Source organism: Amaricoccus sp. W119 (genome assembly GCF_047275745.1).
Taxonomy (GTDB): domain Bacteria; phylum Pseudomonadota; class Alphaproteobacteria; order Rhodobacterales; family Rhodobacteraceae; genus Amaricoccus.
This window is the reverse complement of record NZ_JBKQWU010000050.1, coordinates 1-23,054: the sequence shown is the minus strand read 5'-3', so window position 1 is coordinate 23,054 and position 23,054 is coordinate 1. Positions and strand designations below refer to the sequence as shown.

Annotated in this window: 20 protein-coding genes; 14 read left to right on the top strand and 6 right to left on the bottom strand. The window is 68.1% G+C overall.

What is annotated here, in order from left to right:
- Positions 1-309 precede the first annotated feature (309 nt).
- Together ACLJK8_RS17890 and ACLJK8_RS17885 are read right to left on the bottom strand one after the other, a co-directional pair.
- Positions 310-1,245, bottom strand: a complete 936-nt coding sequence (locus tag ACLJK8_RS17890; protein ID WP_413151708.1) for a LysR family transcriptional regulator — start codon at positions 1,243-1,245, stop codon at positions 310-312.
- 205 nt (positions 1,246-1,450) lie between these two features.
- The gene (locus ACLJK8_RS17885; protein WP_413151707.1) at positions 1,451-2,308 is read right to left on the bottom strand and encodes a sugar phosphate isomerase/epimerase family protein; all 858 of its coding nucleotides are present in this window, start codon (positions 2,306-2,308) and stop codon (positions 1,451-1,453) included.
- 243 nt (positions 2,309-2,551) lie between these two features.
- Between ACLJK8_RS17885 and ACLJK8_RS17880 the strand changes: the two genes are divergently transcribed.
- The 5 genes from ACLJK8_RS17880 (at position 2,552) to ACLJK8_RS17860 (ending at position 7,649) form a co-directional block, all read left to right on the top strand.
- A complete protein-coding gene (locus tag ACLJK8_RS17880) occupies positions 2,552-3,523 on the top strand; it encodes a substrate-binding domain-containing protein (RefSeq protein ID WP_413151706.1) in 972 nt (323 codons plus the stop codon).
- A gap of 74 nt (positions 3,524-3,597) precedes the next feature.
- A complete protein-coding gene (locus ACLJK8_RS17875) occupies positions 3,598-4,659 on the top strand; it encodes an ABC transporter permease (protein WP_413151705.1) in 1,062 nt (353 codons plus the stop codon).
- Positions 4,660-4,670: 11 nt separating this feature from the next.
- Positions 4,671-5,474 (top strand): ATP-binding cassette domain-containing protein, encoded by an 804-nt coding sequence (locus tag ACLJK8_RS17870; protein WP_413151704.1) that lies wholly within the window; start codon positions 4,671-4,673, stop codon positions 5,472-5,474.
- 83 nt (positions 5,475-5,557) lie between these two features.
- Entirely contained in the window at positions 5,558-6,739 is a 1,182-nt protein-coding gene (locus ACLJK8_RS17865; protein ID WP_413151703.1) for a Gfo/Idh/MocA family protein, read from the top strand.
- Between the two features lie 94 nt (positions 6,740-6,833).
- The gene (locus ACLJK8_RS17860; protein ID WP_413151702.1) at positions 6,834-7,649 is read left to right on the top strand and encodes a TIM barrel protein; all 816 of its coding nucleotides are present in this window, start codon (positions 6,834-6,836) and stop codon (positions 7,647-7,649) included.
- A 34-nt stretch (positions 7,650-7,683) separates the two neighbouring features.
- Here ACLJK8_RS17860 and ACLJK8_RS17855 read toward each other — a convergent pair whose 3' ends face one another.
- Complete coding sequence (locus ACLJK8_RS17855; protein WP_413151701.1) at positions 7,684-8,703, bottom strand: substrate-binding domain-containing protein; 1,020 nt, start codon at positions 8,701-8,703, stop codon at positions 7,684-7,686.
- 369 nt (positions 8,704-9,072) lie between these two features.
- Between ACLJK8_RS17855 and ACLJK8_RS17850 the strand changes: the two genes are divergently transcribed.
- Positions 9,073-10,101, top strand: coding sequence for a sterol desaturase family protein (locus ACLJK8_RS17850; RefSeq protein WP_413151700.1), 1,029 nt, complete (start codon positions 9,073-9,075; stop codon positions 10,099-10,101).
- A gap of 223 nt (positions 10,102-10,324) precedes the next feature.
- Here ACLJK8_RS17850 and ACLJK8_RS17845 read toward each other — a convergent pair whose 3' ends face one another.
- A complete protein-coding gene (locus ACLJK8_RS17845; RefSeq protein ID WP_413151699.1) occupies positions 10,325-11,356 on the bottom strand; it encodes a LacI family DNA-binding transcriptional regulator in 1,032 nt (343 codons plus the stop codon).
- A 121-nt stretch (positions 11,357-11,477) separates the two neighbouring features.
- Here ACLJK8_RS17845 and ACLJK8_RS17840 point away from each other — a divergent pair, with 121 nt between their 5' ends.
- From ACLJK8_RS17840 to ACLJK8_RS17825, 4 genes are all read left to right on the top strand, one after another.
- A complete protein-coding gene (locus ACLJK8_RS17840; protein WP_413151698.1) occupies positions 11,478-12,617 on the top strand; it encodes a fatty acid desaturase family protein in 1,140 nt (379 codons plus the stop codon).
- Positions 12,618-12,720: 103 nt separating this feature from the next.
- Positions 12,721-13,029: a MocE family 2Fe-2S type ferredoxin gene (locus ACLJK8_RS17835; RefSeq protein ID WP_413151697.1), complete on the top strand. Its 309-nt coding sequence runs from the start codon at positions 12,721-12,723 to the stop codon at positions 13,027-13,029.
- Between the two features lies 1 nt (position 13,030).
- The gene (locus ACLJK8_RS17830) at positions 13,031-14,293 is read left to right on the top strand and encodes an NAD(P)/FAD-dependent oxidoreductase (RefSeq protein ID WP_413151696.1); all 1,263 of its coding nucleotides are present in this window, start codon (positions 13,031-13,033) and stop codon (positions 14,291-14,293) included.
- Between the two features lie 34 nt (positions 14,294-14,327).
- Positions 14,328-15,917, top strand: a complete 1,590-nt coding sequence (locus tag ACLJK8_RS17825; protein ID WP_413151695.1) for a GMC family oxidoreductase — start codon at positions 14,328-14,330, stop codon at positions 15,915-15,917.
- A gap of 42 nt (positions 15,918-15,959) precedes the next feature.
- On the opposite strand, the gene ACLJK8_RS17820 is transcribed toward ACLJK8_RS17825, so the two are convergent.
- Positions 15,960-18,236, bottom strand: coding sequence for an NADP-dependent malic enzyme (locus ACLJK8_RS17820; protein ID WP_413151694.1), 2,277 nt, complete (start codon positions 18,234-18,236; stop codon positions 15,960-15,962).
- A gap of 296 nt (positions 18,237-18,532) precedes the next feature.
- On the opposite strand from ACLJK8_RS17820, the gene ACLJK8_RS17815 reads away from it, so the two are divergent.
- The 4 genes from ACLJK8_RS17815 to ACLJK8_RS17800 all read left to right on the top strand — a co-directional run bounded on the left by ACLJK8_RS17815 (position 18,533) and on the right by ACLJK8_RS17800 (position 21,865).
- Entirely contained in the window at positions 18,533-19,156 is a 624-nt protein-coding gene (locus tag ACLJK8_RS17815) for a DNA-3-methyladenine glycosylase I (RefSeq protein WP_413151693.1), read from the top strand.
- A gap of 132 nt (positions 19,157-19,288) precedes the next feature.
- Positions 19,289-20,248, top strand: a complete 960-nt coding sequence (locus ACLJK8_RS17810) for a levansucrase (RefSeq protein WP_413151692.1) — start codon at positions 19,289-19,291, stop codon at positions 20,246-20,248.
- 145 nt (positions 20,249-20,393) lie between these two features.
- Positions 20,394-21,416, top strand: a complete 1,023-nt coding sequence (locus tag ACLJK8_RS17805) for an LLM class flavin-dependent oxidoreductase (protein WP_413151691.1) — start codon at positions 20,394-20,396, stop codon at positions 21,414-21,416.
- 182 nt (positions 21,417-21,598) lie between these two features.
- Positions 21,599-21,865: a hypothetical protein gene (locus tag ACLJK8_RS17800; protein WP_413151690.1), complete on the top strand. Its 267-nt coding sequence runs from the start codon at positions 21,599-21,601 to the stop codon at positions 21,863-21,865.
- 252 nt (positions 21,866-22,117) lie between these two features.
- Here the strand turns inward: ACLJK8_RS17800 and ACLJK8_RS17795 are convergent, their stop codons facing one another.
- On the bottom strand, positions 22,118-22,930 hold the full coding sequence (locus ACLJK8_RS17795) for an SDR family oxidoreductase (RefSeq protein ID WP_413151689.1): 813 nt from the start codon (positions 22,928-22,930) through the stop codon (positions 22,118-22,120).
- Positions 22,931-23,054 lie beyond the last annotated feature (124 nt).

The window sequence follows — 23,054 nt, the reverse complement described above, 5'->3', positions numbered from 1 at the left end:
CGAGGCCTCCGTCGCGCCAGGTTTCACGTCGCTCTTGTCGTCCATGCTCTACCCCCGTTCCTCGGGAAAGTAGCGCTCGACGCTGTCTCAAGAAACCGTGCCCCGGCCCAGTCGCGTCGGCCATCGACGGTCTCCTCCTGGTCATTGTTATGGACGCACGGCATCGGCCGCTGCGCGGGGATAGCGTTCCTCGTCGGGTCTCGGGCTTGTGATTTGCGGTCCGGTACTACCGGGGTTGCAAGGACAACATAGGTCGAATCATTTGTCCCCGCCAGTACCAGGTTGGTTGAGGGCGTAACATGGTGTTAATCAACCCTGGGTGGCGCCGGCTCCCCAGGGCCGGTTGGCGACGGTCTGGCCGAGTTCGTCCCGCAGACGGCTGATCGCGTATTCGGCGAAGCTCGACAGCGTTCGTCCGGCCTTCTGCGCCGCGTAGACGGAGATCTCGACCTTCTCCTCCAGCGGCAGCCGGACCAGGCCCGGCATGTAGACCCCCGCGACCGAGAATTCGTCGATCACGGCGACCCCGAGTCCGTGCCGCACGAGGCTGACCACCGTCTGCGCGAAGCGCGCCCGGATCGAGAGGCGACGCTCCAGACCGGCGCGGCGGAACGGCTCGGCGGTGACCGCGCCGTAGGGGTCGGAGGCGTCGACGCCGATCAGGAGATCCCCGGCGAGCAGGCGCGTCGGGACCGGCGCGCGCGAGGCGGCGAGCGGATGGTTCTCGGGGACGATCGCCACCAGTTCGCCCGCGCCGAGATGGCGGAAGTCCAGCGAAGGATGCGGGAAGCGATAGGATATTGCCACGAACTCGCCACGCTCCAGCAGCAGGTAGTCGATGGTCTCCTCGACCTTCAGCACGTTGAGATCGATGTAGAGCTCCGGGAACCGGCGGCGGACGTGGCGGATCGCCTGGGCGGCGAGGAACTGCGCGATCGAGGGGACGGAGGCGAAGGCGAGTTCCGCCTCCCGCCCGCGCTTCAGCGAGGCGAGCGCGTCAGAGAGCCCGGCCATCTTGTCGTAGACCTGATGGATCTGGTTGAAGATCATCGCCGCCTCGGCGGCCGGCACGAAGAGCCCCGCCTTGCGCTCGAAGAGCCGCACCCCGAGGCTCTCCTCGGTATGCTTGACGAGGCGGCTGATCCCGGGGGCGGAGACGTTGAGGAACTCGGCGGCGCCGCTGATCGTGCCCGTCATCATGACGGCGCGGATCACCTCGACCTGGCGCAGGGTGAGATCGCGCATGGCTCAGCCCGAACCGCGCGGGCTGACCGGATGGCCGCGGGTCGGGCGTGTGCCCGCCGCTCCAGGGAATGACCTCGGGCGTGACATGGCGGATCCTCCCGTCGCCGCCGCGCCCCGCGGGCGGCGTTCCGGGGAAGTCTAGCGGGTGTGATCGCCCCGCGCACCGGCCTTGCGCCGGTTCCGGGGTCCGGTGGCTCCGCTCAGCCTAGTCGGCGGCTCGCGGGGCCGGCGTGTCCTGCCAGAGCCGCCGCGCGATGTCGCGCATCTGGAGGGATTCCTCCCAGCGGTCGGTCGTGTCGTTTCCGTCGCGACCGATGATCGCGTAGGGCTTGGGCCCGAGTTCGCAAGTGAAGGCGAGCGTCGCATCGGCTGCGGCGCGGCGGCGCCAGCTTGCGAAACCATAGCTCCACCAGCGCTCGAAAAGCTCGACCCACATCCGGTGCGCCGGGAAGGAAATCTCGATCTGCACCTGTTCGCGCGTGGCGACACGGCCGTGGAACGCCCAGGAATTGTCGAGGATGCGCTCGATCATCGCATGGTTCTCGTCGTCTACCGGCCAGGCGAATTCACGGCCGACGAGGAAATGCGAGAGGTCCGCGACCAGCGGCAGGTCCGGCATCGCGTCGAGCATGTCGAGGGTGAAGAAGAGATCCGTGGTCATCCGGTCGCGATGCGTCTCGATCAGGACCGGGAAGTCCACCTCCTCGGCGAGCCGCATCCAGCCTTCCAGCAGCGGGAGGCACTCCTCCAGCCGCCGGGGCCGCACATCCGGCTGGATATCGAGATGGTGGAGCGGGAACTCCGAGGCGACTTCGAGCACCGGCTTCAGATCGTCCACCGTCTTCGGAAAGCACTGGCCCTCGGCGGTCATGCCGCGGTCGCGCAGCAGCGCGGAGACACGGGAAACCGTCTCACGGTCGGTCCAATGCGTGCTGATCCCGTCGAAGCCTTCATCGGCGATCATCGCGATATTCTCTTCGAGCGAGCGTTCCAGCCCATCGGTGTGGCGTCTTTCCATCGCCCAGAGCGATTGAAAGACCAGAAGCTCCTGCTGGTCCGACATGCGTTCGATCCTCCCCGGCCGACATGTTCCCGGGCCCGGCTCCCGCCGCCGGACCGCTCATTTCGCCGCATTGCGAGTAGCGTATCGCTCATGGTGATACATTGCGCAATACTCATTTAGTGCAAAGGATATTGCATGATACCTCATGATGCAATATACAGCGATCAAGAACCTGACACTGGTTCGTCCAAGCAAAGAATCGCGAGCCGCGCGGCGCGCGACACCAACGGGGAGATCTCATCCATGACCGCCAGAACCCTGGCCATCGCGGCCCTGCTCGCGGGCGCCGCTCTGACCACCCACGCGGCGCAGGCGAAGGATTCCGATCAGGACTGGTCGAACATCCAGATCCTCCTGCTGAACTGGTCGCAATCCTCCAACCCGTTCTTCGAGGCGCTCAACAACGGCGCGACGGACGCGGCCGAGGACCAGGGTGTCACGCTCGACATCCAGTTCGGCGAGGAAGATCCGGTCACCCAGAGCAACAAACTCGAAGCCGCCATCGCCTCCGGCGTCAACGGCATCTCGGTCGGCATCGCCGACGACAACGCCTATGACGAGATCCTGTGTCGCGCGGAGGAGCAGGGCATCGCCGTCGTCACCAACAATATCGACGACACCGAGGGCGCGGAGGGCACCTGCCGGCTCGCCTTCATGGGGCAGGATTTCGTCGAGGCCGGCTACACCCTCGGCAAGCGGATGATCGAGACGCACGGGATCGGCGAGGGGGATCTCGTCTTCACCCCGGTCGAGGCACCCGAGGGCAGCTACGCCGTGAAGCGCCACGAGGGCGTGCAGAAAGCGCTCTCCGAGGTCGGCGCCACCTCCGAGATCCTCGGCACCACCAACGATCACGGCACCGCGCTCAACCTGATGACGCAGTATCTCCTCGGCCGTCCGGACGTGAAGGCGATCATCAGCCTCGGACAGACGCCCAACAGCCAGGCGGTGCAGGCCGCGCGGGACGCGGGCCTCGACGAGCTGCCGATCGGCGGTTTCGACATCTCCCAGTCGATCCTGCAGAACATCGCCGATGGCGAGATGACGGCGGCGGTCGATCAGCAGCCCTACAGCCAGGGCTATTACTCGGTCACCCAGCTCGCGCTCTACCTCAAGTACGGGCTCTACCCGTCGGAGATGAACACGGGCGGCGCGGGTCTCGTCGACCAGACGAACTACGAGAAGGCGCGGGAATGGGCGGGCGCGATCCGCTGACCTGACGTCGGACCCAAGCGCGCGGCCGGGAAACTCCGGCGCGCGTCCCAGGCCATTTCCCAGGAGGAACGCCCATGAGCGCGTCGCAATCCGCGCATATCCACGCCGCCATCGCAGCCCGCAACGAGCGGAGCTTCGCGGCGAAGGCCATCGACTGGATCCGGACGCGACCCGAAGGCGGCATCGCCGTGCTCTTCGTCGTGGTGCAGGTCGCCTGCGTCATCGGCGCGCTGCTGTTCCCGACCAGCTTCCGCTATCTTTCGGAGGCGAATATCGCGGTCCTGCTGAAGTCCATCGCACCGATCGGCATCATGGCGCTAGGCGTCGGCGTGCTGATGATCGCGGGCGAGTTCGACCTCAGCGTCGGCGCGCTCTATTCCTTCTGCGCCATCGTCGCGGCGACGCTCTCGAACCAGTGGGGCGGCGATGTCGGCGCGGAAGGCGCGAGCGCGCTCGCTCCGTTCGGCGGCTTGCTGATCGGCCTCGCGGTCGGGACGCTCGCCGGCGTGATCCACGCGCTCATCACGCTCAGGTTCAACATCCCGTCCTTCATCACCACGCTCGGCGCGATGCTGCTCTGGAAGGGCGCGACGCTGCTCTACCACGGCGCCTCGTCGCTGCGTTTCAAGCCGTCGGAGCCGTTCAACACGATCTTCAACGGCTCGATCGGCGTCGTGCACGCCTCGATCATCTGGTTCGCGATCTTCGCGGTGATCTTCTACTTCCTGCTGCACCACCACCGGATCGGCAATCACTTCTTCGCCGTCGGCGGCAACCAGAAGGCGGCGATCGCGATCGGCATCAATCCGGCGCGGACCAAGATCATCGCCTTCGCGATCGCGGGGTTCATGGCGGCGCTCTCGGGCATCATCGCCGGCGCGCGCGTCTCCTCGATCCAGCCGGGCGGCGGCCTCGGGCTCGAACTCGTGGCGATCGCGGCCTGCGTCATCGGCGGGCATGCGCTGATGGGCGGGCGGGGCGCGATCCTCGGCATCGTGCTCGGCACCTGCCTCATGTACACGATCCAGGACGTGCTGCTGCTCCTGCGCGCGCCCGGTTTCTACTTCGAGATGTTCGTCGGTGCCCTGATCGTCATCGCCGTCATCATGAACATGGCGATCCGTCGCAAGAACTGAGGGCAAGGGACATGAACGCATCGACCGGAGAGATCGAAGTCATCGAACCCTACGAGCCGCGCGCGAAGGGGCTGGAGCCGGAAACCACGCCGCTTCTCGAACTGAAGGACATCGTGAAGCGTTACGGCACCTTCGTCGCGCTCAACAAGATGAACTTCTACATCGGCGAGAACGAGGTCGTGGGCCTGCTCGGCGACAATGGCGCCGGCAAGTCCACGCTCGTCAAGATGATGTCGGGCATCAACCCGCCGACCTCGGGCGAGATCCTCGCCCGGGGCAGGAAGATCCGCCTCAACAGCCGCGCCGACAGCGAGGCGGCGGGGATCGAGACGATCTACCAGGACATCGCGCTGGTCGATTCCATGGCGATCACCCGCAACATCTTCATGGGGCGCGAGATCACCAATCGCTGGGGGTTCATGGACCACAAGGCGATGGAGGCGACGGCGATCGAGATCCTCGGCTCGGCGGTGCAGATCTCCGGGATCGACGATCCGGAGAAGGAGGTGGGCTTCCTCTCCGGCGGCCAGAAACAGGCGGTGGCGATCGCCCGGGCCGTGCATTTCAAGCGCAACATCCTGCTGCTCGATGAGCCGACCTCGGCGCTCTCGGTCCGCGAGACCGAGCACCTGCTGGGCTATGTGCGCGACCTGAAATCGGAGGGCACGTCCTCGGTTCTCGTCACGCACAACATCTATCACGCCTTCCAGGTCTGCGACCGTTTCGTGGTGATGAGCCACGGCGCCAAGGTCTTCGAGGCGCGCAAGGAAGACACGACGATCGAGGAGGTGACGGATCACGTGATCCGCACCTGAACCGGGGGGCAGGGGGAGGCGGGCAATGCCCCGCCCGACGCCCGGCGGGAGCTCGGCATTTCAACGACAAGGAGGCGGTGGACATGGGTCTGACCGGAACGGAAAGCTATCCCAAGGCGTCGCGGCTGCTCAGGCTCGGCATCGTCGGGGGCGGGCAGGGGGCGCTGGTGGGCCAGTGGCACTGGACCGGCGCGCGGCTCTCGAACCGCTGGGATCTCGTGGCGGGCGCGCTCTCGTCCGATCCGGAACGGGCGAAGGCTTCGGGCAAGGAGTGGATGCTGGCCGAGGACCGGACCTACACCGACTACCGCGAGATGGCGAAGGCCGAGGCGGCGCGCAAGGACGGGATCGAGGCGGTGGCGATCTGCACGCCGAACTGGACGCATCGCGAGATCGCCGAGGTCTTCATGGACGCGGGGATCGACATCATCTGCGACAAGCCGATGACGATGACGCCCGAGGACTGCGACGCGCTCGCCGCGAAACAGAAGGAGACCGGCCTCGTCTTCGCGATCACCCATCCCTATCCCTATCACCCGATGGCGCGGCAGGCACGGGAGATGATCGCCGAGGGCGCGCTCGGGCCGATCCGGCAGGCGCTCGTTGAATACGCGCAGGACTGGGCGACGGAGGCCGACGATCCGGACTCGCGCTCGCTCGCCTGGCGGCGCGATCCGGCGAAGATCGGCCGCGCCTCGGCGACCGGCGACATCGGAACCCATGCGCTCAACATGATCGAATTCGTGACCGGCCTGAAGGTCGCGCGACTGCGCGCCGATTTCCACGTCTGCGGCGCACCGAAGGCGATGGAGGATACCGCCTTCATGAACCTCGCCTTCGAGAACGGGGCGCCGGGCGCGCTCTGGGTGACGCAGGCCGCGCCCGGCAACTACTGCGCGCTCCGCTTCCGGGTCTATGGCGAGAAGGGTGGGCTCGAATGGGATCAGGAGTTCCCGGAGATCCTGAAATACCGCCCGCTGAACGAGCCCGAGCAGGTGATCGTCCGGGGCCACGGCGCGGGCGTGCGCCCTGCCGCCGAGCGGATGGCGCTGCTGCCGCGCGGCCATGGCGAGTCGCTCTCGGATGCCTGGGGGAACCTGTATACGGAGATCGCCATCGCCGTCGAAGCGCGGCGCGCGGGCGAGACCCTGCCCGAGGGGCTGATCGCGCTTCCGGGTCTGGAGGACGGCGCGCGGGGCGTGCGCTTCATCCACGCCGCCGCCGACAGCCATGACGCGGGCGGTACCTGGCAGGATCTGGAATGAGGCCGCGGCTCGCGATCAACCGGACGGTCGCGCCGGGGCTCCCGCTCCCGGAGTTCCTCGCGCTCGCTTCGGGCGCGGGCGTCGAGGGGGTGGNATGAGGCCGCGGCTCGCGATCAACCGGACGGTCGCGCCGGGGCTCCCGCTCCCGGAGTTCCTCGCGCTCGCTTCGGGCGCGGGCGTCGAGGGGGTGGAGATCCGCGACGATGTGCCGGGATGCGAGCTCGCCGACGGCACGCCGGTGGCCGAGATCCGGGCGCGGATCGAGGATGCCGGCCTCGCGGTCGCCTCGATCAACGCGCTGCAACGGTTCAACGACTGGACCGGCGAGCGCGAAGACGAGGCGGCCGCGCTCGCGGCCCGCGCGCGCGATCTCGGCGCGCCGGGGATCGTGCTCTGCCCCGTGATCGATGAAACCGCCGGCTGGACCGAGGCGGAGGCGGCCGATCGGCTGGTCGCGGGGTTGCGCGGCCTCGCGCCGATCCTCGGCGACGCGGGCGTCATCGGCTATGTCGAACCGCTCGGCATGAAGGGCAGCACGATGAACCGCCAGGCCCAGGCGGTCGCGGCGATGCGCGAAATCGGCGACGCGGCGCCATTCCAGCTCTGCTACGACACGTTCCAGTTCTTCCGCCGTGGCGACGACCGGCTCTACCCCGAACACGTCGGCCTCGTCCATGTCTCCGGCATCACGCGGAACGACCTCGCGCCCGGAGACCTGACCGAGCCGGATCGCGGCCTCGTCGGCGAAGTGGACCGGGTCGGCAATCTCGCGCAACTCGCGGCCCTGCCGGATTACGCGGGTTTCGTCTCGATCGAACCTTTCGATCCGGCGGTCCAGAGCGATCCGGACCTCGCCGCGCGGCTGGCCGAAAGCTGCGCCCTGCTGCGGGCGGGGCTGGACCGGGGATGAAAGGCGGTCAGATCGGCGCCGGGGGGCGGGCGGCTCAGCCGTCACCCTCCCGGGTGGGGCTGACGAAGCCCGGTATGTTGAACCGGGTGTAGACGCCGAAATCGACGTGGTGGATCTCGTCCTCCTCCGCCAGCGAGGGCAGTGTCGCGAGCCGCAGTGCCCGGCGGAGCATCGCGCCGGTGTCCTGGGCGAGCACGTAGTCGATGACGCCTTCGCGCAGGAGCGGCGTGGTGATGTGGTTCGCCTCATGCGACAGCAGGACCGGGCGCCGCCCGGATCTCGCCGAGCGCAGCGCCTCGGCGAGACCGGCGTTGCCGCCCGCGACATTGTAGATCGCGTCGAGATCGGGATGCGCGGCGAGCATGTCCGCCGCCGCCTCGCGCGTGCCCTCGTAGGAATCCTCCCCCCGCGCCTCATGCACGAGTGACACCTCCGGGAAACGCGCGCGCAGGTGGGACCGGAAGCCCATCTCGCGTTCCTCGTGGCAGCTGAAGGCATAGTCGCCGATCACGACGCCGAAGCGGGCGGCGCGCTCGCGGAACAGGCCGCCGAGCACGAAGGCGGCGCATTCGCCCGCCATCCGGTTGTCGATGCTGACGAAAGCGTCGCGCGCGTCATGCGGCAGGTCGGAGATGAAGGTGATGATCCGCTTGCCGCGCGCGCGGGCGGCCGCGAGTTCGGCGCGAAGCGGCTCGGAATTCTTCGCGGTCAGGATCAGCGGCCGGCGCGGGTCGGCCGCCAGCGCGCGGGCGAGGTCCAGAACCTCGGCCTCGTCCTTCTGATACATGTCGTGCAGCAGGACGGAGGGCAGTCCGAGCGTGGCGAGCGTGGCCGAGACCTGCGCGAGCATCCCGCGGCCGACGCGGAGCACGATGTCGAGCGGCAGGTCGAGCGCCGCGGCCGCCGGCCCGCCGGCGCGCAGCTCCTCGAGCGCGGTCTCGATCACCTTCCGGGTCCGGGGATGCACGCTTCCGCGGTCGTTCAGCGCCCGGTCGATGGTCGCGCGCGACAGGCCGGTGGCCACGGTCAGGTCCTTGATGCTGATCTTCTTCACGATGGGGCACTCTTGAGCGGCTTTCGCCTCAAAATAGATCATTGTTCGGAGGCGAACACAATGCGACCGGGATAACGTGCGATAGTGGGCCCCAAATTGATTGACTCATGCCTCATGAATGCCTCATTATGAACGTGCAACGGACAGACATGAGCCGACTCGATCTCAGAATCTGAAATGGGGAAGGATCGCATGGCCGTCGCCGCGTTCCGCCTGTCGAGAGGAAAGGGCCTCGAATGACACCCGTCGTTTCCGCCGAGCTGGACACCAGGCCGCCCTGCGCCTCCGGACGCTGCCGGAACGGCGCGCCATGCCGTCGGCTCGCCGCCCTGGTCGAGCGCCTCGCCCCGGTCAAGGAGGACCCCAGTGATGGATGAAGCCAGCTACGGCAGCCGCGACCGCCGCGGCCACTGGACACCGACGAAGCGGGTCAAGACCGGGCCGCTCTTCGAGCTGCCGTTCAAGCCGCGGGTGGTGCTGAGCTGGCTGTTCGGCTGGGGCGGCTATCTCTGGCCCTACAACGTCTTCTACGCGCTGGTCGCGGTCGGCATCTGGCTCTGGGCCACGCCGCCGATGGAGGCGATGCGAAGCTTCGAGTTCGGCTGGATCGCCTTCATCTGGCTCCGGAACGCCGCGCTCATCCTCATCTGGTTCGGCGCGTTCCACCTCCGGCTCTACATCCAGCGCGCGCAGGGCACGCAGTTCAAGTACAACCCGAACTGGCCCTCGACCGACAACGACGCCTTCCTGTTCAAGAGCCAGAACATCGACAACATGATCTGGTCCTTCGGCAGCGGGGTGACGATCTGGACCGCCTATGAGGCGGTGACCTGGTGGCTTTTCGCGAACGGCTATATCCCCTGGGTCAGCTGGATCGACCATCCGGTCTATATCGTGGCCTTCATGTTCCTGATCCCGCTGTTCCGCGAGGTGCACTTCTACCTTGTGCACCGGCTGATCCACGTGCCGTTCCTCTACCGCCACGTGCACAAGCTGCACCACAACAACGTCAATCCCGGCCCCTGGTCCGGCCTGTCGATGCATCCGGTCGAGCATCTGCTCTATTTCTCCGGCGTGATCCTGCACTGGATCGTGCCGTCGAATCCCATCCATGCGATGTTCCACCTCGTGCATCTCGCGATGTCGCCGGCGCCGGGTCATACCGGGTTCGACAAGGTGGTGGCGGGCGAGGATACCGCGCTCGATACCCATTGTTTCGCCCATTACCTCCACCACAAGTACTTCGAGGTGAACTACGCCGATGGCGGCGTGCCGCTCGACCGGTGGTTCGGGACCTTCCATGACGGCTCGAAGGAGGCGGAGGAGCGGATGAATGTCCGGTTCAAGGCGCGCAGGGCCAGACAGAAGGCGAGGGAAGCGGCCCGCGCCGCGACCTGATGATCCCGGGGCGGGAGGGTGCGGTCGCGATGCTGGCCGACGATTACCCCGCCCGACTGGCCCGCGGGTCTGGTCCTCACGACTCTCCCGCCCAACTACCCCGCCCGGTGCGAAGCTCCTCCTCCACTCCCACGCCGGGCGGGCTCCTGTCATGGCGGTGAAGTTCCTTGAGAACTCCACCGCCATGACTTCTTGCCGGCCCGGCGGCTCCGAGCGCCGCCGCTCACAGGTTCTCGGGCGTGAACAGGTCCATCGGCAGGAGGATGGTGTTCGGAAGCCGGGCGGTCTCGCCTTCGAGCGCCAGCACGACGAGATCGAGCAGCCGTTCGCAGAGCCGGTCGATCGGCTCGCAGACCGCCGCCGCGAGCAGCCGATCGGCGAGCGCCGCGCGGGCGAGGGGCGGCAGCGCGGGGACGATCAGGGCGGGCCTCCGGTCCTTCGCCAGACGGTGAAGACCGGCGATGGCGCCGGCGATGCCCCCGCCGGCCATGTAGATCCCGGCGAGATCGGGCCAGGCTTCGGTCAGCTGAACCACGGCACCCTCGGTCGCCGCGTCGGATTCGGAATTCACTACGGCTTCGAGCACCGGGAAGTCGGGCGCGATCTCCCGGAAATAGGACCGGAAGCCCATCTCCCGCAGTTCGTGGCCCTGGAACCTCCGGCTGCCGACGATCACGCCGACCGGCCCCGCGGCCTTCGCCGCGTGGTGGATGACCCAGGCCGCCGTCCGGCCGGCCTTGCGCCCGTCGATCCCGAGGTGACTGGTCCGGGCCGAGGTCGCCAGATCCGAGAGCAGCGTGAAGACTGGCACACCACGCGCCGTGAGCTCGGCCACCGCCTCGGCGACGGCGGCGTGGTCGGGGCTCACCACCGCGACCGCGCGGGCGCGCCTGCCAAGACGCCGCAGCCGCGCGGCGATGTCCTCCGGATCGTCCGCCGGCCAGAAATCGGCGCGGACCGTGCCCCGGAACAGCCGCGAGCCGGTGATCGCGGCTGTGAGCCGGTCGGTCAGGTCGCGGTAGAACGGGTCCTCCGGGCGTTGCAGCAGCAGACCGACGGTGATCTCGGGCAGTTGCTCGCGCAGCCGGGCGCGGATCAGTCCCGCGGCGTGGAATCCGAGCCGCTGCGACGCGTCGAGCACGCGGCGCGCGGTATCCTCGCGCACCGGCAGCCGGCCGTTCACCACGCGATCGACGGTGGCGACGCTGACCCCCGCCTCGCGGGCGACATCGGCGATCGTGACCCGGGCGACCATGGCCCATCTCCATCAGAATGATGATAGTTTCTGATAGATTTCCTCGCAGACGAGATTGCGATTCGCAAGCTCGGGCGGCATCTTCGCCCGAAATCACCGCGATGCCGGGAGGAAGCTGAAGATGACCGATGCGATGACGGATTTCACGGCCACCGCGGCCACCGCGCCCGGCCCGCGCGGCCGGAAGCGGGATTACAGCCTCCTCGGCGAAGATGCCCGCCGGGCGGTCGAGACCGGGCTCAAGGCGGCGGAATGGTATCACACCGACATTTCCCGCAAGGAGATGAAGGCCTTCATGCAGCGCTCCGACCAGCCGGCTATCCGCGACACGGTGATCTGGCTCGGCGCCATGGCCGTGCTCGCCGGGCTCGGCATCGCGGTCTGGCTGATGGGTCACCCGTGGCTCTCCCTGCCGTTCTGGCTCGCCTATGGCGTGCTCTACGGCTCGGCCTCGGATTCGCGCTGGCATGAATGCGGTCATGGCACGGCGTTCAAGACGCGCTGGATGAACGACTGGGTCTACCAGATCGCCTCCTTCATGCAGATCCGCAATCCCTACACCTGGCGCTGGAGCCACACCCGGCACCACACCGACACCTATATCGTCGGCCTCGATCCCGAGATCGCAGTGATGCGCCCGCCGGCCTTCTTCAAGCTCGTCCTGAACTTCTTCGGCGTCATCGATGTCTGGAACGGCCTCGGGCGGATGCTCACCAACGCGTCGGGCCGGATTCATCCCGAAGAGGCGACCTTCATCCCCGAGATGGAGCAGCCGAAGGTGATCAGGGTCGCCCGGATCTGGACCGCGATCTACGTCGCGACGATCGCGCTCGCGCTTGCCACGCAGTCGATTCTGCCGCTCATGGTGATCGGCCTGCCCCGGCTCTATGGCGCCTGGCATCACATCATGACCGGCCTCTTGCAGCATGGCGGCCTCGCCGACGACGTTCTCGATCACCGTCTGAACTCGAGGACGGTTTACATGAACCCCGTCTCGCGGTTCATCTACTGGAACATGAACTATCACGTCGAGCATCACATGTTCCCAATGGTGCCCTACCACCAGCTGCCCGCGCTGCATGAGCGGATCAAGCACGACCTGCCGGCGCCCAACCGGTCGATCGCCGAGGCGTTCCGGGAAATGTGGCCGGCTCTTGTTCGCCAGCTCAAATACGAGGACTACTTCCTGAAGCGGGAACTGCCGGCGACGGCCCGGCCCTACCGTGAGGACTTCCACGCCCAGGCCCTGGGCGCGGCCTGAGACGAGCTTGCGGGGCCTGCCACGGCCCGCGCCGATCCGCCTGAACGACTTGCCCAGAACGACCAGCCTGAAAACCAAAAGACCAACCTGAGGAGAGAAACCCATGCCCTGGATCCGTGCTTGCGCGAAGGACGACGTCGATGAGGAAGATGTCGCCCGTTTCGACCACGACGGCCGGACCTTCGCCATCTACCACTCGCCGGACGGGGAGTTCTTCGCGACCGACGGGCTCTGCACGCACGAGAAGATCCACCTCGCGGACGGGCTGGTGATGGACTATGTGATCGAATGCCCCAAGCACAACGGGCGCTTCGATTACCGCAATGGCGAGGCGCTCGGGGCACCGGTCTGCATCGACCTCAAGACCTATCCGGTGAAGATCGAAGGCGACGACATTCTGGTCGAGATCTGAGATGACCGACACGGTGAGCGACGGCGAGGCGAGCGACGGGAAGACGGACGCCGGCATGGTGATCGTTGGCGCCGGGGAGTGCGGGGCGCGGGCGGCGCTGGCGTTGCGGGAGGCGGGCTACGCGGGGCCGGTGACGCTTCTCGACGCGGAGGCGCATGATCCCTATGAGCGGCCGCCGCTCTCGAAGGATGCGATCCTCGCCGAGACGCCGGTTCCGAAGGGGATAGGCGGCGCCGAGCGGCTCGCCGAGGCGGGGATCGCGTTCCGCCGGTCGCGCAAGGCGCATGCGATCGACCGGGCGCGCAAGACGGTCGTCTGCGACGACGGTTCGGAACTGCCCTACGAGCGGCTCTTGATCGCGACCGGCGCGCGGCCCCGGCCGCTTCCAGGGAATGACCGGGGCGCGGAGGCTCCGAATGTCGTCACGCTGCGTACGCTCGACGACGCCGCCCGCATCCGCGCCGCGCTCGGTCCGGGCAAGCGGCTCGCGGTGATCGGCGGCGGCTTCATCGGGCTCGAACTCGCCGCCTCGGCGCGCAGGCTCGGCGCCGAGGTCACGGTGATCGAGGCCTTGCCCCGGCTCCTGAGCCGCGCGGTGCCGGAGGAGATCGCCGCCGTGCTGCACGAGCGCCACGCCGCCGAGGGCGCGCGCATCCTGACCGGCGCCCGGGTCGCGGGGATCGAGGAGGCGGGCGTCGCCCTCGCCGATGGAACCACGGTCGCGGCCGATCTCATCGTGGTGGGCATCGGCGCGATGCCCAATGTCGAACTCGCGGAGGAAGCGGGGCTCGCGCTCGAAAACGGCGTCGCGGTCGATGCGACGCTGGCAAGCTCCGACCCGGACATCTTCGCGGCGGGCGATTGCTGCTCGGTGCCGATGCCGCTCTATGACGGGCGGCGGGTGCGGCTCGAAAGCTGGCGCAGCGCGCAGGAACAGGGCGGCCTGGCCGCGCGCAACATGCTGGGCGCGGGCGAGACGGTCTCGGCGGTGCCGTGGTTCTGGTCGGACCAGTACGACCTGACGCTGCAGATCGCGGGGCTCGCCGACGGCGCGGGAAGCCATGTGCGGCGCGAGGGCAAGGACGGCGCCTTCCTGATCTTCCACCTCGCGCCTGACGGCCGGCTCCTCTCGGCCTCGGGGATCGGCCCCGGCAACGCGGTCGCCAAGGAGATCCGCCTCGCCGAGATGCTGATCGCCAGACGCGCCACCCCCGACCCGCAGGCGCTCGCCGATCCGGGCGTCAACCTCAAGAAGCTGCTCTGAGAGGGGCGAGCGGGAGACCAGCGGGGAGGGGCGGATGGACGAGTACGATTTCATCGTGGTGGGCGCGGGTTCCGCCGGATGCGTTCTCGCGAACCGCCTCTCCGCCGATCCGCGCCATCGGGTGCTGCTGATCGAGGCGGGCGGGCGCGACAACTACCACTGGATTCATATCCCGGTCGGCTATCTCTACTGCATCGACAATCCCCGAACCGACTGGCGCTACAGGACGGAGGCGGAGCCGGGCCTCAATGGCCGCTCCATCCTCTACCCCCGCGGCAAGGTGATCGGCGGGTCGTCCTCGATCAACGGCATGATCTACATGCGGGGCCAGGCGCAGGATTATGACGGCTGGCGGCAACTCGGCTGCGATGGGTGGGGTTGGGACGATGTGCTGCCGCTCTTCACCGCTCAGGAGGATTTTCATCTCGGCGCCTCGGAATTTCACGGCGCGGGCGGCGGCTTGCGGATCGAGAAGGCGCGCATCACCTGGAAGGTGCTCGACGCCTTCCTCGAAGCGGCGGAACAGGCGGGGATTCCGCGCACCCCGGATTTCAACACCGGAACCAACGAGGGCGGCGGCTATTTCGACGTGACGCAGCGCGCGGGCCTGCGCTGGAGCGCGGCCAAGGCCTTCCTGCGTCCCGCGACCGGCCGGGCGAACCTGCGCGTGCTGACCGGGGCCGAGGTCGAGCGGCTGATCATCGAGGAAGGCGAGGTCCGGGGCGTCCGCTATCGGCATCGCGGCGCCTCCCATGAGGCGCGCGCCGGTGAGACGGTGCTGGCGGCGGGCGCGGTCAACTCGCCTCTCCTTCTCGAACGCTCCGGAATCGGCCCCGGCGAGGTGCTCCAGGCGGCGGGGATCACGCCAATCCGCGAGGTGGCCGGGATCGGCGAGAACCTTCAGGACCACCTGCAGCTTCGCCTCGTCTTCAAGGTGACGGGCGTGCCGACCCTGAACGAGAAGGCCTCGCGCCTGCTGGGCAAGGCCGCGATCGGGCTCGAATACGCGCTCCGCCGGTCCGGTCCGATGGCGATGGCGCCGAGTCAGGTCGGGATCTTCACCCGCTCCGCGCCGGAGAAGGCGACGCCGGATCTGGAATTTCATGTCCAGCCGGTCAGCCTCGACAAGTTCGGCGACGCGGTGCATCCGTTCCCGGCGATGACCGCCAGCGTCTGCAACCTCCGGCCCGAGAGCCGGGGCTCGATCCACGTCACCTCGCCCGAGGGCGGGCCGGCGATCCGGCCGAACTATCTCTCGACCGAGGCGGATCTCCTGACGGCGGCGGCGGCGATCCGGCTCGCGCGCAGGATCGCCGCGCAACCGGCCTTCGCGCGATACAGCCCGGAGGAATACCGGCCCGGCGCCGCCTTCGAGAGCGAGGCGGAGTTGCGACAGGCGGCGCGCGACATCGGCACCACGATCTTCCATCCGGTCGGGACCTGCCGCATGGGCGCCGACGAGGCTTCGGTGGTCGATCCCCGGCTGCGCCTCCGGGCGCTCGGGCGGCTTCGCGTCGCGGATGCCTCGGTGATGCCCCGGATCACCAGCGGCAACACCAACGCACCCACAATGATGATCGCGGAGAAGGCGTCGCGGATGATCCTCGAGGACGCGCGGCGGTAGGCTCCGCCGCGCGTCTTGATTCAACCCCGGTTTCGGCCCGGTTCAGGCGACCGTGCTCGCCGCGTCGGCGGCGACGACGGCGGTCATGTTGACGAGCCTCCGGACCGTGCTCGTCGGCGTCAGGATATGCGCGGGCTTCGCCGCCCCGAGCAGCATCGGGCCGACCGAGACACCCTCGCCCGCGACGATCTTCAGCGCGTTGAAGGTGATGTTCGCCGCGTCGAGGTTCGGCATCACGAGCAGGTTCGCCGCGTCCGAGAGCGGCGAATCCGGCATCGTCCGGTCGAGCAGCCGCTTCGAGAGCGCCGCGTCCGCGTGCATCTCGCCATCGACCTCCAGCTCCGGCGAACGCTCCCGGATCAGGTCGAGCGCCGCGCGCATCTTGCGCGCCGAAGGGGTGTCGGAGGTGCCGAAGTTCGAATGCGACATGAGCGCGACGCGCGGCTCCAGCCCGAAGCGGCGCACCTCGTCGGCGGCGAGCGCGGTGATCTCCGCCAGCTCCTCCGCCGTCGGGTTCTCGTTGATATAGGTGTCGCAGATGAACAGCGTCTGGCTCGGCAGCATGAGCAGGTTCATCGCCGCGAGCTTGGTGGCGCCGGGTTTCGTCCCGATGACCTCGCTCACGTATTTCAGGTGGTCGCGGAACGGCCCGAAGGTCCCGCAGAGCATGCCGTCGACCTGACCCTCGCGCAGCAGCAGCGCCGCGATCAGCGTGCCGTTGCGCCGGACCTCCGCCGCCGCGTAGTCGGGCCGCATCCCGAGCCGCTTGCCGAGCGCGTAGTAGCTGCCGGCGGCGCGTTCGATCATCGCGTCGTCGTCATAGCTCGCGAGGTCGTAGTCGCGGCCCGCCTCGAGTCTGAGCCCGAGATCGGTGATCTTGCGCGCGATCACTTCCGGGCGCCCGACCAGAAGCGGCCGCGCGAGGTTCTCGTCCACCGCGATCTGGACGGCGCGGAGCACGCGGTCGTCTTCGCCCTCGGCATAGGCGATGCGCTGCGGCTCCGCCGCCGCCGCCGCCTGGAAGACCGGCTGCATCACGGTGCCCGAGGTGTAGACGAAGCGTTCGAGCGAGCTCCGGTAGGCCTTCATGTCGGCGATCGGCCGGGTCGCGACGCCGGTCCGCATCGCCGCCTCCGCGACGGCGGGCGAGATCACGGTGATGAGTCGCGGATCGAACGGCGGCGGGATCAGGTATTCCGGCCCGAAGCGGATGTCGCTCCGGCCATAGGCGGCGGCCACCACGTCGGACACATCGGCGCGGGCGAGCGCGGCGATGGCGCGCACGCAGGCGAGCTTCATCTCCTCGTTGATCTCCGTCGCGCCCACGTCCAGCGCGCCCCGGAAGATGAAGGGGAAGCAGAGGACGTTGTTGACCTGGTTCGGATAGTCGCTGCGTCCCGTGGCGATCAGGCAGTCGGGCCGAACGCGCTTGGCATCCTCGGGCGTGATCTCCGGATCGGGATTGGCCATGGCGAGGATGATCGGCTTCTCCGCCATCCGCTCGACCATCTCGGGTTTCAGGATACCGGCTTGCGACAACCCGAAGAACACGTCGGCGCCCTCGATCACGTCGCCGAGCGCGTTCAGGTCGCTCTCCTGCGCGTAGGCGGCCTTCTGCGCGTCGAGCTTGCCGCGGGACTTGGTGATCAGGCCCTTGCTGTCGAGAACCCAGACGTTCTCGCGCTTGACGCCGAGGCCCACGACGATGTTGAGGCAGGCGATCGCCGCCGCGCCGGCGCCGGAACAGACGAGCTTGACGCTCTCGATCGGCTTGCCGACCAGATGCAGCGCGTTCAGGAGCCCCGCCGCCGCGACGATGGCGGTGCCGTGCTGGTCATCGTGGAAGACGGGGATGTTCATCCGCTCCCGGAGCTTCGTCTCGATCTCGAAACATTCCGGCGCCTTGATGTCCTCGAGGTTGATCCCGCCGAAGGTCGGCTCCAGCGAGGCGACGATGTCGATGATCTTCGCGGGATCGGTCTCGTCGATCTCGATGTCGAAGACGTCGATGCCGGCGAATTTCTTGAAGAGGCAGCCCTTGCCCTCCATCACCGGCTTGCCGGCCATCGCGCCGATATTGCCGAGGCCGAGCACCGCCGTTCCGTTCGAGACGACCGCGACGAGATTGCCCTTGGAGGTGTATTCGTAGGCCTTGAGCGGGTCCTTCTGGATCTCGAGGCAGGGAACGGCGACCCCGGGACTGTAGGCGAGCGCGAGGTCGCGCTGGTTGCTCATGCCCTTGGTGGGCATGACGGCGATTTTGCCGGCGGTCGGATAGCGGTGGTATTCGAGCGCGGCCTGCGCCAGATCGTCTTTCATGCGTTCTCCCCACTGATCGCCGCCCGCTTTCCGCACGGGCAGTTCTTGCGTGTCTCAGCGGGCGACGGTTCCCGATTCCCGGTCCGGGGTTCCCATCGCCGTGAAACCATCCGATTTTTCTGGCACAAGGTTCGCCCGGGCGCCAGCCCGCCGCGCGCCGGAGGTTCCGGGCCGGGCCGCTGGAGCGCGGTTCCGCCACCTTCGCGAAAGTTCCTCTTTCGTTCCTGGCGCGGGCAGCTATCATGGCGGTCAGGGCGAGGCCCGGAGCAGGACGCGGCCGGAGGATGGAGTTCGCGATGATGACAACGGTTCCCGGTCCGGACGGATTGCCCCGCTGCCAATGGTGCGTCGCGACGCCGGAATATGTCGCCTACCACGACGATGAATGGGGGTTTCCGGTCGCCGATGACCGGCGCCTCTTCGAGAAACTCTGCCTCGAGAGCTTCCAGTCGGGCCTCAGCTGGCGGACCATCCTGACCAAGCGCGAGAACTTCCGCGCGGCGTTCGACGGGTTCGAGATCGAGCGCGTCGCGGGTTTCGGAGAGCGTGACATCGAACGCCTGCTTGGGGATGCCGGGATCGTGCGGCATCGCGGCAAGATCACCGCGGTCATCAACAACGCCCGCCGCGCGCGGGAGCTGATCGCCGAGCAGGGGACGCTCGCGGCTTATGTCTGGCGTTTCGAGCCGGCGCCCGATGATCCGGCGCCACGATTCGCCTCGACCTCCCCGGCTTCGGTCGCGCTCTCTAAGGATCTGAGAAAGCGCGGCTGGAGCTTCGTCGGCCCGACCACGGTCCATGCGTTCCTGCAGGCGATGGGGCTCATCAACGACCACGCGGACGGCTGCGTGATCCGGGACCGCGCCCTCGCCGCGCGGGCCGCATTCGTGTCGCCGGCCGGGCACGTCGCACGGGAATAGGGGCGACCGCGGTTCAAGCTCGTACCGGGCGGTGCTCATGGGCTTCGGGTCGCCGAAGCCCCGTTTTCCCCTTGCCTTCCGGCGCGCCTTCGAGCCTCCATCGCCGCGACCGGCGTGAAAGGCTGACCGAGAATGACGATCGCACTACCGACCAAATGGATCTGGGACAGCTGGTACATCCGCGACGGTGACCTCTGGCACGGCTTCTTCCTGCAGGCCGACAAGTCGCTGGGGGACCCCGAGCTCCGCCACTTCAACGCCACCCAGGGCCATGCCACGAGCCGCGACCTCAAGGTCTGGGACCACAAGGGGACCAGTTTCGCGCCCGCCACCTCGCCGGCATGGGACGATTTCACCACCTGGACCGGCTCGGTTGTGCGGGGCGACGACGGACTCTGGCATCTGTTCTACACCGGTTCCAGCCGGGCCGAGTCCGGCATGAAGCAGCGCATCGGCCATGCCACCTCGACCGACCTTCACGACTGGACCCGGGTCGGCACCGGCCTCGCGCTCGACATCGATGACCGTTACGAGGAATACACCCCCGGCCACTGGCACGACCGGGCGATGCGCGACCCCTGGGTGATGCGCGATCCGAGGGGTGGCTGGATGATGTTCTTCACCGCCCGCGTCCCCGGCATCGGAGAACCCAACGCCGGCGGCGCCATCGGCTTCGCCACCTCGCCGGATCTGATGGTCTGGACGCTCGGGGACCCGGTCTACGCCGGCGGGACCTTCGGGCAGATGGAGGTGCCGCAGGTCTTCGAGAAGGACGGGCGCTGGTACTGCCTCTTCTGCACCGACGCCGGCCACTATTCCGCCGCCTACCGCGCCTCCTATCCCGGCGAACCGGTGCTCGGCACGCACTACATGATAGCGGGCGACCCCCGCGGACCGTGGGAGGTGGCGCCCGGAGCGTTCCTCGACGGCGATCCGGCGGTCAACCGCTACGCGGCACGGATCGTGGAGACGGAGGAGGGGCTGAGGCTCCTCGGCTTCCTGCACAACCCCGGCGGCGGCGCCTTCGTGGGTGAGGTCGCGGACCCGGTGCCCGTGACGGTCGGCGCGGACGGCCTGCTCAAGCTCGGCTGAGACCGGGCACATCCCGTCGCGGCGGGCCTGATCCGCCGGTCGCATCGCGGAGACACCACCGATCCGGCCCCCGCTTGCATCCGGCGGCCGCGGTCATAGGGTGGGGCGCCCGCTCGCTCGCGGGCGCTTCAGGCGGAGGCGGATTGTGAAGAAGATCGGGTTTCTATCCTTCGGCCACTGGTCCCCGGCGCGGGGCTCGGGCACGCGCTCGGCCGGCGAGGCGCTCACCCAGTCGATCGAACTCGCGGTCGCGGCCGAGGAACTCGGCCTCGACGGCGCCTATGTGCGGGTGCACCACTTCGCCCGGCAGCTCGGCTCGCCCTTCCCGCTGCTCGCCGCGATCGGCGCGCGAACGAGCCGGATCGAGATCGGCACCGCCGTGATCGACATGCGCTACGAGAACCCCTTCTACATGGCGGAGGACGCGGGCGCGGCGGATCTGATCGCCGGCGGCCGGCTGCAGCTTGGCCTCAGCCGCGGCTCGCCGGAACAGGTGATCGACGGCTGGCGGCATTTCGGCTACGCCCCGGGCGAGGGAGAGACGGACGCCGACATGGCCCGGCGCCACGCCGAGCTTTTCCTCGCGCTCCTGAAGGGTGAGGGCTTCGCCGAGCCCAATCCCAGCCCGATGTTCCCGAACCCGCCCGGCCTGCTCCGGCTGGAGCCGCATTCCGAAGGTCTGCGCGAGCGGATCTGGTGGGGGGCGGCGACCGACGCGACCGCGGTCTGGGCGGCGAAGCTCGGGATGAACCTGCAGAGCTCGACGCTGAAGTTCGACGAGACGGGCGAGCCCTTCCACATCCAGCAGGCGAAGCAGATCCGCGCCTATCGCGCCGCCTGGACGGAGGCCGGCCATGCCGGGGAGCCCCGCGTCTCGGTCAGCCGCAGCATCTTCGCCCTCGTCAGCGACCAGGACCGGGCCTATTTCGGCGGTTCCGGCGAGAGCGCGGATTCCATCGGCTATATCGAGGCCGATACGCGCGCCATCTTCGGGCGCTCCTACGCCGACGAGCCCGACCGGCTGATCGAGGCGCTCGCCCGGGACGAGGCGATCGCGGAGGCGGACACCCTGCTTCTGACCGTGCCGAACCAGCTTGGCGTCGCGTACAATACGCATGTCCTCGAAACGATCCTGACCCACGTGGCCCCGGCGCTCGGCTGGCGTTGAGGCCGGTCTGTCCGAGGGGAGCCTGCACGGCCAAGCGCGGGAGATTCGGCGTCGACGCTGGGCGTGTGTCGGGGCGCTGGTCCGTCGTCTGAGACTTTCTCGCGGGAGGGGGTTGCAATGTTTATGCTGCAGTGCAATATGATATTGTGCAGTGCAGCAAAGATCACCCAAGGATACTCCCCATGTTCGACCCCAAGACCTTCGCCTTCGATCCCGCCAAGTTCAACGAGGCGCTGAAGTCCTTCGGCCCCGAGGCCTTCCAGGAGCAGCTCGCGAAGCTGCCGAGCTTCGACGAGGCGCTCGCGACGCAGAAGAAGGCCACCGAGACGCTGGTGCGCGACGCCCAGGCGGCGGTCGATGCCTGGACCAAGCTGGTCCAGAACCAGTTCGCCATCGCCGAGGAAGCCCTGAACGCCACGCTCAAGGCCGCCGCTCCGGCCCGCGCCTGACACGCGCCTGATCTGGCATTCCGAACGGCCGGCCGGGGTTCCTCCCAGCTCCGGACCGGTGCCTGGCGGCCGGTTCCCTCATCCGAGGGACCGGCCGCTTTTTCGTTCAGGACCGTCACGCCGGCTCCGGAATGCTTTCGCGCTAGAAGAAGCGCGGGACCGGGAACGGCCCCGCGCGGTGGGGAGGAAGCGTCGGCCGATCAACTCCGAGTTGGCCGGCGCCAGGGTCGTCGTTCTGGAAGCCTCGGCGCGTCAGAGCGTCATCGGTCCGTCCGGGACGGGTGAGTTGCCATAGGCGCCCCAGATCGACTGGTCGAAGTTGATGACCGCGCCGGTCATGAGGCCGGCGTCGTCGGAACAGATGAAGTTCACCACGCGGGCGACCTCGGCGGGCTCGATCAGCCGGCCGAAGGGCAGGGCGGCATTCGCCTTGGCCTCCCAGTCCGGATCGCCCGATTCCGCTTCCTGCAAGGCGCGCTCGTGGTCGGAAGCCATCCAGCCGATGTCGAGCTGGTTGACGCGAACGCGGTTGCAGAGCACCGAGAACGCCGTGTTGCGGGTCAATGTCGCAAGCGCGCCCTTCGACGTGCTGTAGGCGCTGAGGAAGGGCTGTCCGGCGAGTTCCGACATCGAGCCGATGTTGAGGATCGCCCCTTCGACGCCGTCGCGGATCATCAGCTTGAGCGCTTCCTGCATGAGGAAGAACGGCCCGCGCAGGTTGGTGGCGAACATCCGGTCGAAAAGCTCCGGGCTCGTGTCGAGAATGGTACCCCGGTCGGTCAATGCGCCGGCGTTGACGAGCACATGCACCTTGCCGAACACACGGTCGGTCTCTGCGATCACGTTCCGGCAGTCCTCGACCGAGCCGAGATCCGCCTTGACGAAATGCGCCTTCACCCCGGTGTCACGGGTGATCGCCTCCGCCACGGCTTCGCCCTTGGCCGCGTTGCGGCCGAGCGTGACGAGCCCCGCGGCGCCCGCCTCCGCCAGCCTCCGGGCGATCGCGGCGCCAAGGCCCTGCGTCGAGCCGGTGACGACGCAGATCTTTCCATCCATACGGTTCATCGAAATCATCCCTCCACTTCATATCCGGCGGCGTCCATGACGCGCAGGAGTTCCTTGTGTCCGATCTTCGCCATTTCGAGCGGCGGCGAGACCTTGGGGTCCTGCTCCGCCTCGACGACGAACC

What these genes read in the sequence shown, in the direction of transcription:
- ACLJK8_RS17890 (WP_413151708.1), bottom strand. Translation starts at nt 1,245, where the DNA reads ATGCGCGATCTCACCCTGCGCCAGGTCGAGGTGATCCGCGCCGTCATG.
- ACLJK8_RS17885 (WP_413151707.1), bottom strand. Translation starts at nt 2,308, where the DNA reads ATGTCGGACCAGCAGGAGCTTCTGGTCTTTCAATCGCTCTGGGCGATG.
- ACLJK8_RS17880 (WP_413151706.1), top strand. Translation starts at nt 2,552, where the DNA reads ATGACCGCCAGAACCCTGGCCATCGCGGCCCTGCTCGCGGGCGCCGCT.
- ACLJK8_RS17875 (WP_413151705.1), top strand. Translation starts at nt 3,598, where the DNA reads ATGAGCGCGTCGCAATCCGCGCATATCCACGCCGCCATCGCAGCCCGC.
- ACLJK8_RS17870 (WP_413151704.1), top strand. Translation starts at nt 4,671, where the DNA reads ATGAACGCATCGACCGGAGAGATCGAAGTCATCGAACCCTACGAGCCG.
- ACLJK8_RS17865 (WP_413151703.1), top strand. Translation starts at nt 5,558, where the DNA reads ATGGGTCTGACCGGAACGGAAAGCTATCCCAAGGCGTCGCGGCTGCTC.
- ACLJK8_RS17860 (WP_413151702.1), top strand. Translation starts at nt 6,834, where the DNA reads ATGAGGCCGCGGCTCGCGATCAACCGGACGGTCGCGCCGGGGCTCCCG.
- ACLJK8_RS17850 (WP_413151700.1), top strand. Translation starts at nt 9,073, where the DNA reads ATGGATGAAGCCAGCTACGGCAGCCGCGACCGCCGCGGCCACTGGACA.
- ACLJK8_RS17845 (WP_413151699.1), bottom strand. Translation starts at nt 11,356, where the DNA reads ATGGTCGCCCGGGTCACGATCGCCGATGTCGCCCGCGAGGCGGGGGTC.
- ACLJK8_RS17840 (WP_413151698.1), top strand. Translation starts at nt 11,478, where the DNA reads ATGACCGATGCGATGACGGATTTCACGGCCACCGCGGCCACCGCGCCC.
- ACLJK8_RS17835 (WP_413151697.1), top strand. Translation starts at nt 12,721, where the DNA reads ATGCCCTGGATCCGTGCTTGCGCGAAGGACGACGTCGATGAGGAAGAT.
- ACLJK8_RS17830 (WP_413151696.1), top strand. Translation starts at nt 13,031, where the DNA reads ATGACCGACACGGTGAGCGACGGCGAGGCGAGCGACGGGAAGACGGAC.
- ACLJK8_RS17825 (WP_413151695.1), top strand. Translation starts at nt 14,328, where the DNA reads ATGGACGAGTACGATTTCATCGTGGTGGGCGCGGGTTCCGCCGGATGC.
- ACLJK8_RS17820 (WP_413151694.1), bottom strand. Translation starts at nt 18,236, where the DNA reads ATGAAAGACGATCTGGCGCAGGCCGCGCTCGAATACCACCGCTATCCG.
- ACLJK8_RS17815 (WP_413151693.1), top strand. Translation starts at nt 18,533, where the DNA reads ATGATGACAACGGTTCCCGGTCCGGACGGATTGCCCCGCTGCCAATGG.
- ACLJK8_RS17810 (WP_413151692.1), top strand. Translation starts at nt 19,289, where the DNA reads ATGACGATCGCACTACCGACCAAATGGATCTGGGACAGCTGGTACATC.
- ACLJK8_RS17800 (WP_413151690.1), top strand. Translation starts at nt 21,599, where the DNA reads ATGTTCGACCCCAAGACCTTCGCCTTCGATCCCGCCAAGTTCAACGAG.
- ACLJK8_RS17795 (WP_413151689.1), bottom strand. Translation starts at nt 22,930, where the DNA reads ATGAACCGTATGGATGGAAAGATCTGCGTCGTCACCGGCTCGACGCAG.